Origin of the sequence: Endozoicomonas sp., assembly GCF_031844845.1 — a bacterium.
Taxonomy (GTDB): domain Bacteria; phylum Pseudomonadota; class Gammaproteobacteria; order Pseudomonadales; family Endozoicomonadaceae; genus Endozoicomonas.
Genome location: NZ_JAVRMB020000323.1, coordinates 32,299 through 45,656 on the forward strand (window position 1 = coordinate 32,299; position 13,358 = coordinate 45,656).

2 protein-coding genes are annotated in these 13,358 nt (G+C 54.8%); both read left to right on the forward strand.

The genetic code is table 11. The features are described 5' to 3' along the window. The first annotated feature begins 245 nt into the window (after nucleotides 1–245). A complete protein-coding gene (locus RM811_RS18050; protein WP_402527094.1) occupies nucleotides 246–11,192 on the forward strand; it encodes a hypothetical protein in 10,947 nt (3,648 codons plus the stop codon). Nucleotides 11,193–11,302: 110 nt separating this feature from the next. Next, nucleotides 11,303–13,358: calcium-binding protein (locus tag RM811_RS18055; RefSeq protein WP_402527096.1), on the forward strand; the 2,056-nt coding region annotated here is incomplete at its 3' end.

A 13,358-nucleotide genomic window follows, 5' to 3' on the forward strand; every position in this document is an offset into this window, starting at 1 on the left:
AAAATCTTTTTAATTATGAAATCTGTTTTATTAAATGCACTTCTTTTTATTCTCTGGATTCTTTGAATTAATGGTATCGGCTAACTATACCTTATTAAGATGGCTTGTGATTTAAATAGGGTGCTTAGCTGTTTAATAGGGCTGGTGAGAATTGTTGAATACAGAATAATTATAAAATCAATCAGGGTTGATTGGTTGTTCCTTTTCTTTGCAATTAATGAAAAAGAATACACAGGGAAGTTGCTATGGCCGAAGATAGCGGCGCCAGCGGTGATCAGCAGTCGCAAGCTACTGGCAGTTCAGGGGGAAATCCAGAAGATAATAACAAGAAAGTAGAAGTAATTAATGCTGAATCATTATCAAAATCGGTAGTTAAGCCTGCATCGGGTGATACTCAGTATCAGCTTGATGTCAATCCGGATGACGTCAAACTGGAAGTCAGGGGGCCTGACTTTGTTCTCGTTTTTCCCGGTGGAATTGAAGTAACACTGTTGCTTGCAGGGGTAATGATTGCGACTGAAAAAGCCATTGAGTTTAAATTTGCTGATGGCACAGTGATTTCCGGCGATGATTTTATTGCAAAGGCTGAATTTGCTGAATCGGAAGATGTTCCGGTCAATATGCTCAAAGGGGCTGAAGGGGAATCAGAGGAGTCGGTAGACGAGTCAACGGAGCAGAAGCAACAGTCTTCATACAGTGAGTCTGATGCCAAAAAACAATCTAAGTCCACAAAAGAAATCAAGAAAAATGAGGAGGAGTTTAAGGCTAAAGAGAAGGTAGAAGAGGTTGAGCAGCATGAAGGCGACTTTACCGAAAGCCTTACTTCAACCAAAAGCAATGTCAGTAATATCGCCCCTGATGATAACGTTGCCCCTTATGAGTCTTTGTCTGAAGGTAATGTCGATATTACCTTCTCCGTTTCAGTCACCAATGTTGGCGCAAAAACAGCCGGGCAGCTGATTGTTGGTGGTGGTGGTAATGATCCGTCAATCACTCAGGCAGATCCGGAGCAGCATCTTGGGGCCGAGTATTTTGGTGGTTCCGGTGATGGACTTAATGGCGAGAATCCCGATAACACCTTCAATACAAACAATGGCTTAGAAATATACGGTGATAATCCATCACTGTTTAGCAACACCCTCAACAGTAAAGAGTTAATTCTGCAAAACGATGCCAATATTACTGATATTGCCGAGATATATGTTGAAAATGTGCCTGATGGGTGGGGGGTCGCCAGCGGTGCTGATCAGGGGGATGGCAGTTGGCTGCTGCCCAGTCTGACGTCATTTATTCTCTCGTTTCCAGGCGAGTCTGATAGTCAGGTTGTCGACCTGTCCTTCCGGGTTGTCTTCAATGATGGCTCTGAAAATGAATACGGTATTCCAGTGGTTCGGCGGGACGCTGATGATCCTGATGAACTGACCCTGACGTCCTCAGGCCTTACTCCCCTGATATTAGATACCAGTCCGAACAATGATCAGATTATCACCGGTGATCAGAATGACATTATTCACGCAGGCGTTGGTGATGATGTGGTTGATGCCAGGGGGGGGGATGATTTCGTTTCCGGCGGCTCTGGTAATGATCAGCTCGATGGCGGCGCAGGCTCTGACACCATTCAGTTCAGCTATGAATATGAGGGGAATACCATTGGGCCTGACAGCGGTGTTACCGTTGATCTCGGCTCCGGAACGGTGGCTGATGATGGTTATGGTACTTCCGATGCTATCAGTAATTTTGAGAGCGCTATCGGTACCATCCATGACGATACCATCACCGGTAGTGAATACCTTGACGCCAGTAATCATGGTGGTAATACGCTGACCGGCCTTGCTGGCGACGACACCATTTATGGCTTGAGCGGCGATGATTTTCTGGAGGGCGGTGCCGGTATTGATGAACTCAATGGCGGCGACGGGAGTGATCTTCTGGACGGTGGCGCTGATGACGATACTCTTTCAGGCGGTGCGGGTACGGATACGCTGAAAGGGGGTGCCGGTGCCGACAGTCTGGATGGTGGTGCTGATACGGATACGGCGGATTACAGCGATGAAGCCGGTCCTGTCATGGTTAATCTGGCAGGCTCCACCGCCACCGACAGTGGTGGTGATACCGATACCCTGACCAATATTGAGAACGTGACCGGCAGTTCCGGCGATGACCAGATTTTTAGTGATCTGGGTGCCAATGTTCTTAATGGCATTGACGGCAATGACACGATCTCTGGTGGTGGCGGGGCAGACACCATCAACGGTGGTGCCGGTAACGACACCATCAATGGTAATGAGGGCGATGACACCATCGATGGTGGTGAAAATGACGACACCATCCATGGCGGTTTTGGTAACGATACCCTCGACGGTGGTGCTGGTATCGATACGCTGGACATGGTGGGGACGGTAACCAGCCCTTTCGATACACCGGATGATATTACGGTTGATCTGAGCGCCTCACCGGATGGCTCCGGGACAGTGACGGTTAACAAGAGTTATGGCGGTGGCCTGTTTACCGGTACGGATACCGTTACTGGTTTTGAGAATGTCACTACGGATCATGGCAATGACACCCTTATCGGGAATGATCTCGATAACGTGCTGAGCAGCGGTCGTGGCGTCGATACGCTCGATGGTGGTGAGGGACATGACACCCTTCAGGGTGGCGCTGGCGATGACGTGCTGACCGGGGGCGCGGGTAACGACCTGCTCGAAGGTGGCGACGACAACGACATACTGGCCGGCGGCTCCGGCAACGATGATCTTCGTGGTGGTGATGGGATTGATACCGTCAGCTTTGCCGCGCTCACCAATGCGGTCAGTGTTGACCTGAGTGATGGCCGTATTTCCGATGACGGTCTGGGTGGCACAGATACCATTGATTCCATTGAAAACCTTGAAGGTACCAACCTGTCGGACCAGGGCGATACGTTGCTCGGTGATACCGCAGACAATGAAATCTTTGGTCTGGATGGAGACGATACTCTGGGTGGCGGTGGCGGTACCAATACCCTGGATGGTGGTGACGGCAGTGACACCGTCAGTTATGGCAGCGAGACTACCGGCGTTACCATCGATCTGGATGATACGGCCAATCCCGTTGTGACCAGTTCCGGTCAGGATACGCTGATTTCCATTGAGAACGTTGCCGGTGGTTCCGGCGACGATACATTGAAAGGCACTTCCGCTGACAATACCCTCAGTGGCGGCGATGGCGACGACACCCTGGTTGGGCGAGGCGGTAACGATACGCTGGATGGTGGCAATAATGGCCTGGTCGGCGACCGGGTGGATTACAGTGATGCCAGCACTGCCGTAACCGTTAACCTTTCCGCTACTGATTACACCGTTTCTCACAATATTGGTGCCAACACGGCCCGGGATGGTGAGGGTGGCATCGATACCCTTCAAAACCTTGAACATGTGACCGGCTCCACGGGCAGTGATCTGCTGATTGGCAATGCTGCGGATAACCATCTGCAGGGCGGTGATGGTTCGGATACCTTCGTGGGTGGTGATGGCAGCGATACCTTCGATGGTGGTACTGGCCTGGAGAGTGATACCCTGACTGGCGATGCCGAAGCCAATACCCTCAACGGCATGGCGGGGGATGATCTCCTGGTCGGTGGTGAAGGTGTCGATACGCTCAATGGCGGCGAAGGTGCTGAAACCCTGGGCGACACGGCCGATTACAGTGCCGCGCTGGCAGGGCAGACGCTCACGATTGATCTCAGCACCGGCTCCGCAACGGACCAGTTTGGTGACACGGATACCCTGCAGAATATTGAGAATGTCACCGCGGGTGCCGGTGATGACCATCTGACGGGTAATATGGAAAACAATGTTCTGACCGGTAACGACGGTGATGATGTGCTGTCCGGCGGGGTGGGCTCTGTTACCGGGGCAGACATACTGGATGGTGGTGCCCACGGTGTCGGTGGTGACACCGCTGATTACAGTCTTAACAGTAGTGCTGTTGAGGTGGATCTGTCGGCGGCCAGTAATCAGGTGAAGGAAGGTGGCCTGACCACCGACACCCTGATTGGCATAGAAAACGTCACGGGTTCCGGCGGTGATGACACACTGACCGGTGATACCCTGGATAATGTCCTGACCGGCAATGCTGGCGTGGATACATTGCGCGGTAATGACGGGGATGACACCCTCAATGGTGGCAATGAAAATGACATCCTCGCCGGGGGCGGCAGCGGTAACGATGCCCTGACCGGTAACAGTATTGACAATACCCTGCAGGGTGGCAGTGGTACGGACGCGTTATCCGGTAATGACGGCAACGATGTGCTTGAGGGGGACGATGGCGATGATACCCTCAGGGGCGGTGAGGGCAGCGATACCTTGCGTGGTGGTGAAAATCAGGAAACCATCGGTGATACGGCGGATTACAGTACCCATCTGCGAGCCATCACCGTCGACCTCGCCAATGGCACGGCAACCGATGTCACCAGCGCGGTTGATACGCTGGAAAATATTGAGAACGTCACCGGCTCGGACCTTGGTGATACGCTGACGGGGGATGCCGGCAAGAATATCCTTACCGGCGGCCTCGGAGGCGACACCTTCTCGGGCGGCGCCGGTGATGATGTGATTATCGGTGGTGATGATGCCAGTATCGATACCCTGGATTATTCCGCTCAAACCACCAATGTTACCGTCGATTTGGAAAACCAGGCGCTCAACAACGATGGCCTGGGTGGCAGGGACGACATTTCCGGTATTGAGGCATTCATCGGTGGTTCCGGCAACGATACGTTGCGGGGTGACGCCAGTGCCCAGAGCATCACCGGGGGCAGTGGTAACGACAGTCTGAGTGGCCGTGACGGGGATGACACCCTGGATGGCGGCAGCAATGATGACACCCTGTCCGGCGGTGCCGGTCAGGATACGCTAAATGGTGGCAGCGGTACCGACACCGTTGATTACAGTTACAACACCACCGATGCCATCACCGTCAATCTCGGGACCAACCAGGCCACGGAAGGCACCGTCACAGAAACACTGAGCAGCATTGAAAGTGCTATTGGCGGTGCGCTGGACGACACCCTGACCGGCACCAACTCAGAAAACAGCCTCAGTGGTGGCGACGGAGATGACACCTTGCGCGGCGGTGCGGGTGATGATGATCTTGATGGTGGTATGGGTACTGATACTGCGGATTACAGCCAGGATGGTGGTTCCGTCAGCATTGACCTTGATGGCACATCCACGGACGGCAGCGGTGGCCGGGATACGCTGAGCAATATTGAAAATGTGACAGGCAGTGATCATGGTGATTCTCTCACCGGTAACAGCAGTGATAACTTGCTTCAGGGTGGACTTGGGGACGATTTCCTCTTCGGTGAAGAAGGGGCCGACAGTCTTGATGGTGGCGATGAGAATGACACACTCCGGGGTGGGGATGGTGCTGACATACTGAACGGTGGTTCAGGTATTGATACCGCCGATTACAGCCAGGATGGCACAGCCGGGATCACGGTGGATCTTTCCGTTGAAGCGGGCGTGACACCCGCCACGGCACAGGATGGTTCTGGTGCCACCGACTCGCTGATCAGTATTGAGAACATCATTGGTAGCCAGGGGGACGATACGATCACCGGTAATGCCCTGGCGAACCATCTTCAGGGCGGTGATAGCACGGATACCCTGATCGGCGGGGGTGAAGACGACATTCTGGAAGGCCAGGCCGGTGACGATACCCTGAAAGGCGGTGCCGGTGACGATACCCTCGATGGCGGTGCCGGGCTGGACGATACCGCCGATTACAGCGATGAAACCGGCGCGGTGATTGTGAATCTATCGGCCTCTGCACCCCAGGCCACGGATGGTACCGGCGGTGAGGACACCCTGATTGATATTGAAAATATCAGCGGTGGTAGCGGTGCTGACCAGTTGACCGGGGATACCAGTGAAAACAGGCTGGATGGTGGTGCTGGTAATGATGTGCTGGTGGGCGGTAGTGGTATCGATGAACTGATCGGCGGCGCTGATATTGACACGGCGGATTACAGCACCAGTAGCCATGATGTCACCGTGGATCTTGGTGCCGGCACGGCGTTTAATGACGGTTTTGGTTCCACCGACACCTTGAGCGGCATTGAAAATGTTATCGGCAGTGATAATGACGATGAGCTGACCGGCGATGACGGGGATAACGAGCTGTCCGGTGGTCTGGGTAGCGATACTCTGGCCGGTGGTCTCGGCAATGATACCTTCCGGGGTGGCAGTGATGGTACCGATGAAAATACCGTTGACTATACCGATGCGGCGGGAGCCGTTACCGCCAGCCTGGCGGACGGTGAAGCGACTGATGATGGTGATGGCGGTCAGGATACCTTCCACGATATCGATAATATCCAGGGCAGTAACCATGACGATCTGCTCACCGGTGACAGTAATGCCAATGATCTTTACGGTGATGACGGCGATGACACCCTGACAGGCCGGGCGGGCAATGATCGTCTGGAAGGTGGATTGAATACGACAGTGGGCGATACCGCCGATTACTCCCTGGCGGCCAGTGCGGTCAGTGTTGATCTGTCCATCAGCAAGACCACTGACGATGGCGATGGCGGTCAGGATGACCTGATCGGGATAGAGAATATTCTTGGCAGCAGCGCCCATGATGAGCTGGTGGGCGATGGGGCTGCCAACAGGCTGCAGGGTGCCGGTGGTAACGACAGGCTTGAAGGCGGACTGGGTGACGATTCCCTTGAGGGGGGAGAGGGATCCGATACGCTGGTAGGTGGCGCGGGCGCTGACACCATTGACGGTGGCAGCGGTACCGGTGTGGATACCGTGGACTATACCACTGACCAGGATGCCAATGGCGACGGTATTGGCGTGGTTGTGGATCTCTCATCGAGTCAGGCCACCGATGGCAGTGGTGCTATTGATACCATCACCAATATTGACAATGTCACCGGCAGTGATTTCCGGGATACCCTGACCGGTGATGCCGGTGCCAATATTCTGGCTGGCGGCCTTGAGGATGATACTCTGGCCGGTGGCGCCGGTGCCGATACGCTGGATGGTGGTGACGAAGGCAGCGGTGGTGATACGGCGGATTACACCGATGCCACGGGATTTGTTACCGCAGACCTGTCCGGCTCAAGTGATACCGGCAGTGTTGATGGTGATGCCACCGATATCCTGATCAGCATTGAAAATATTACCGGTAGTGCTTTTGCCGATACGCTGACCGGTGATGATAATGCCAATACCCTGCTGGGTAATGACAGTGATGACATCCTTAATGGTGGAGGGGGAGAGGACACGCTGGCAGGCGGTGCCGGTGCAGATACGCTGGACGGAGGGATGGATGCTGACATCCTCAGGGGTGAAGCGGGCGAAGATACCCTGAGGGGCGGCAGTGGTGGCGACATACTGGAAGGCGGTGCCGGGGCGGACCACCTTGAAGGGGGTTCAGGTGGCGACCAGCTGCGAGGTGGCGATGGCATTGACACCGCTGTCTATAGCAATGATGCCAGCGGTATTACTGTCAATCTCGCCGACACCACAGCCACGGATGGTTCCGGCGGTACGGATACTCTGGACAGCATCGAGAATATTGTCGGTAGCACCAGTGGCGACAGCATTACCGGCGATAGTCTGGTCAACCTGCTGCAGGGTGGTGATGGCGATGACACGCTGCGTGGCGGCGGTGACGACGACACCCTTGAGGGTGGCAGTAATGCCGATACGCTCTACGGTGATGCCGGTGATGACACTCTGGAAGGCGGCAGTGGCAACGATACCCTTGATGGCGGCACTGGCAGCGATACCCTCAATGGCGGCGGTGGTGCTGACACGGTTGATTACAGTCAGGCATCTGCCGGTGTGACTGTGGATATATCCGGTAACACCGATACGGTAATCATTGGCAGCGACACCGATACCCTGACCAGTATTGAGAATATTACCGGCAGCAGCTTCGGCGATGAGTTAACGGGCGATGATGGCGCCAATGTTCTCCGGGGCAATGAGGGTATCGATACCCTTAGCGGCAATGCCGCCGCTGACCAGCTATTCGGTGAGGGTGGTGATGACACTCTGATCGGTGGCAGCGGCAGTGATGTGCTTAATGGGGGTGCCGACGGGGAGACTAACGGTGACACGGCGGACTACACCGACCATGGCCGTGCGATAAACGCTGACCTGAGCAGCGGCACCACCACCGATGGCACCGCCGATACTGACACTCTGACCGATATTGAAAACCTCAAGGGCAGCGGGCTGGGTGATACCCTGACCGGCGATCTTAACGACAACCTCCTGGAAGGCCAGGATGGCAACGACATCATCAAGGGCAATGCCGGTACTGACCATCTTCAGGGCGGCAGCGGCGATGATATCCTGAGTGGCGGCCTCGGCGGCGATACCCTTGACGGCGGCACCACCGGCGAATCCGCAGGTGACATGGCGGACTACAGCGATGCTACCGGCTCCGTCAACGCCAACCTTTCTCTTGGTACTCCCCAGGCATCCGTGAGTGGCGATGCCACAGACACGCTGATCAGTATTGAAAATCTGCGCGGCAGTGATCACCTCGACACGTTAACCGGCGATAACAGCGCCAATGATCTTTACGGTGGCCTCTCTGGCGATACCCTGGACGGTAATGGCGGCGTTGACCGGCTGTATGGCGAAAGCGGCGATGACACCCTGGTGGGTGGCGATGGCGCGGATACGCTTGATGGTGGCAGTGCCGGTGAATCGGCGGGTGATACGGCGGATTACAGTGCCCGGAGTACGTCGGTCACCATTAATCTCCAGAACCAGTCCCTGAACGATGACGGTAGCGGTGGTCAGGACACGCTGGTGGATATAGAGAACATCACCGGGGGCAGTGCCGATGATGCGCTCACCGGTGATGCCGGAGACAATGTGCTCACCGGTAATAGCGGCGATGATACCCTGGTGGGTGGTGCCGGTCAGGATCGTCTGGTGGGCAGTGGCGGTTCCGATGTGGATACCGTGGATTACAGCAATGCTGCCGGTCAGGTGGTGGCCAACCTGTCCAACTCACAAGCCACCAGTGACGGTGATGGTAGCTCTGATGACCTGATTGATATTGAGAACCTGATCGGTAGCTCCAGCGGTGATGCCCTGACCGGAGACAGTGACGCCAACCGGCTTCAGGGCGGTGCGGGTGATGACACACTGAAAGGTATGAGTGGCGGCGATACCCTGGAGGGTGGCGCCAATGATGACATTCTGAGCGGCGGTGCCGGTACCGACACCCTCAAAGGCGGTACGGGCACCGATACGGCGGATTATACCGATGCCCAGTCTGGCGTGACGGTGGATCTTTCCGCAGGCTCGAATCAGACCTCTGACGACGGTGATTCCTCCAGCGATACACTGGACAGCATTGAGAATGTCACGGGCAGTGAGAATAGTGACAGTCTGACGGGGGATAATCAGAACAATACCCTGACCGGGCTTGGGGGCATCGATACCCTGTCCGGTGGAGAAGGTGCCGATACTCTCGATGGCGGTGCCGGGGACGATATTCTGGATGGTGGCACGGGCAGTGATTCCCTGCTGGGCGGTATCGGGAATGATGACCTGACCGGGGCGGCCGGTGCCGACACCCTCGAAGGTGGTGATAACAACGATACCCTGCGCGGTAACAGCGGTAATGACACCCTGAAAGGCGGCGCAGGTACCGATACCGCTGATTACAGCGACGTAACCGGCGCCGTGACTGCCAGCCTGTTGAATAATCAGGCCTCCAGCGATGGCGACAGTGGCCAGGATACCTTTGAGAGTATTGAGAACCTGATTGGCGGTATCCAGGGCGATTCGCTGACCGGCGATAACCTGGGTAATACACTGGAAGGCCGTGAAGGGAGTGATGTCCTCAAGGGTGGCCTGGGTGATGATGTACTGATTGGTGGCGACGATTCCGGCACCTCTGACCGGGCGGATTACGACGATGCCCAGGCCGGGGTTACCGTCAACCTGACCGCAGGTAATGCATCCGGTGCCAGCGGCAATGACATCCTGATCGGCATTGAGGATATCAAGGGCGGTAATTTCGATGACACCCTGACCGGCAGCAGTGGTGCAAACACCATTGAAGGGCTTGACGGGGTTGATATCATCCGTGGTGAAGGGGATGCAGACACACTCTTCGGCGGTGATCAAAACGATATCATTTACGGTGGTGCCGGTGCCGACACCATCAGTGGCCAGAATGACGATGACATCATCAGCGGTGGCACCGGTGATGATAATCTCAATGGTGGTACCGGCTTTGATACGCTGGATTACAGTGACTCCGGCACTAATCTCACGGTTGATCTCACCCTTTCTCAGGTTAATGCGGGCACGGATGGTGTGGATACCATCAGTAATTTTGAAGCGGTCAGTACCGGAGGTGGTGACGATACGCTGACCGGCACAAGCGCTGCCAATACTCTCAAGGGCAATGCCGGTACCGATACCATCACCGGCGGCGATGGCGCGGATACCCTGGAAGGCGGGGCTGGCAATGACCGCTTTATAGAAGGTGCCGGTAGCGACATCATTGATGGCGGTGCTGATACCGACACCGTCGATTACAGCAACCTGGGTGTGGGGCAGTCCGTTCAGGCAACGCTGGTTCTGGGGGGCGATGGTACGGCGATTTCCGGTAGCGATACTGACATCCTTCGTAATATTGAAAACATCACTGGTACCGATTCCGGCGATACCCTGACCGGTAATACCGCAAGTAATGAGCTGATGGGTGGTCTGGGTGAAGACACGCTGATCGGGGGCGCAGGTGATGACGCTCTTGATGGTGGTGGTGATACTGACACGGTTGATTATTCAGCAAATACCAGCGTTCAGGCCATTGTTATTGATCTGGTCAATCAGGGTTTGAACAATGATGGTTACGGGGATAACGATACCCTGGTCGATATCGAGGTTATTCGCCTCGGTGCAGGGGATGATCAGGCCACCGGCGATAGTAACAACAACGAATTTTACGGCAATGGTGGTATCGATACCCTGAGCGGAGCGGATGGTGATGACCAGCTCTATGGTGGCGATCAGGATGACATCCTGCAAGGTGGTGCTGGCAACGACCTGCTGGATGGTGGCGCAGGCACCGACACGGTTTATTACACGGAAGCCTCTGAAGCTGTAAACGTTGATCTCACCACTAATACCATTTTCATTTTCAAACTATGAGATAAAAGAGCTACAGCCCTTATTTTTTATGGGGAACGTTTAATATTAGAAAGTGGCATTGGTATAACCGGGCCACCGAAGGTGGTGTACTGACCGACACCATCACTGATGTGGAGAACATTCTCGCCGGTGATCATGACGACATTCTGACGGGTAGTGCGGGAATCAACCGGATTGAAGGCGGGAAAGGGGCTGACACTATCACCGGTGGTGCCGCGAGTGACCAGCTGTTTGGTGGTGACGGTGCCGATACGTTCTTCGAAGGTGGCGGCAGCGATACCATTGATGGTGGTGCTGGTACCGATACGGTTGATTACAGCGGTGTACTTAACGTTAATTTAACCATTGACCTTGATAACGACAACGGTGCTGATACAGGCTCAGTCGTAGCTGGCTCTGACACCGATACCCTGATTGATATTGAGAATATTGTTGGTTCCAATGTCAATGATGACATCACCGGCAACAGCGAGGCGAATGATCTCAGCGGTGGTGACGGGAATGACCGGCTGGTGGGTGAGGCGGGTAATGACTGGTTACGGGGCGGTGATGGTGTCGATACCGCGGATTATGGCTACCAGACCAATGATATCCAGATCAATCCGGGTGTTTTTACTGATAATGATGATGGTCACGGTGATCGGGATAACTTTGAAAGCGTTGAAAACCTTATTGGTGGCTCGGGTAATGACACCCTGACGGGCTTTACTCAGGACAATAACCTTGATGGTGGCCTGGGCAATGACATCCTTGTGGGTGGTCGGGGTGACGATACCCTGAATGGTAATGATGGTATTGATACCGTTGATTACAGTGATGCGGAATATGGGCTGACGGTTGATCTCTCCAGTAGCGCACAGGTCAACGATGGTCACTATAGTCTGGACACGCTTCAATCGATTGAAAATGTGATTGGTAGTGATCATGCCGATACGCTGACCGGTGACAATATTGCTAACGTACTTCAGGGTGGCCAAAACAATGACGCTCTGAACGGGCTGGGTGGGGCTGATACTCTGGAAGGGCAGGACGGTGATGACACCCTGAATGGTGGTGATCTCATTGATACCCTCAGAGGTGGCAATGATGATGACACCCTGATCGGTGGCTCAGGTGATGACAACCTGTTCGGTGATGCCGGTAGCGATACCGCAGATTACAGTGCCCAGTCTCAGTCTGTCACCGTCAATCTTCTTGACCAGTCAGAAAACAACGATGGCCAGAGCGGCAGAGATACCCTCACTGATATCGAAAACCTTGCCGGCGGCAGCAACGCTGACACGCTGACCGGCGACAATGTTGCTAACGTCCTCCACGGTAATGACGGTAATGACCTGCTAAGCGGCAGCGGTGGTGCTGACCAGCTCTTTGGTGGTGCCGATGACGATACCCTGCAAGGTGGCGCTGGCAGTGACACTCTTGATGGTGGTGCCGGTTCCGGCGATACGGCAGATTACACCGGACATGGCAGCGCAGTAACGGCAACACTGACCGGTGGTGGCAGTGGTACGGCCACGGATGCAGGCACCAGTGATACGGATACCCTGGCCGATATTGAAAACCTCACCGGCAGCAGTAACAACGATACGTTAACCGGTAATAATCTGGCCAATGTACTCCATGGTGGCGGTGGTGCGGATACCCTCAAAGGCGGTGATGGTGCTGACACTCTGCGTGGTGGCGATGAGACAACGGATAACAGCCTGAATGATGTTGTTGACTACAGCGACGCCACCGGCGCCCTGACCATTGATCTGGCCAGTGAAGAAGCCATCGATGATGGTTATGGCAACCGTGATGCGGTGATTGATATCGAAAGAGTGGTTGGCACCGATTACGATGATTCGATCCGGGGTGATGATGAAAATAACCGACTGACCGGTGGCGATGGCAGCGATACATTTTATGGCGCGGGAGGAGTAGATACTCTTATCGGCGGCACTGACGGTGCTGATGGCACGGGCATTGATACGGTTGACTACAGTGATGCCGGCAGTGCTGTCAATGTTGACCTGCTTAATCAGGAAGCCAGCGACGATGGTGATAGTTCCAGCGACGTACTGATCGGCATTGAGAATGTTATTGGTTCTGATGGTGCTGACACCATAACGGGTGATGCCGAAGCGAACCGGCTGGAAGGTGGCGATAACGCCGATACCCTGACGG

Bases quoted from the DNA above. Each gene is read 5' to 3' on its own strand.
- RM811_RS18050 (WP_402527094.1), top strand. From the start codon at position 246: ATGGCCGAAGATAGCGGCGCCAGCGGTGATCAGCAGTCGCAAGCTACT.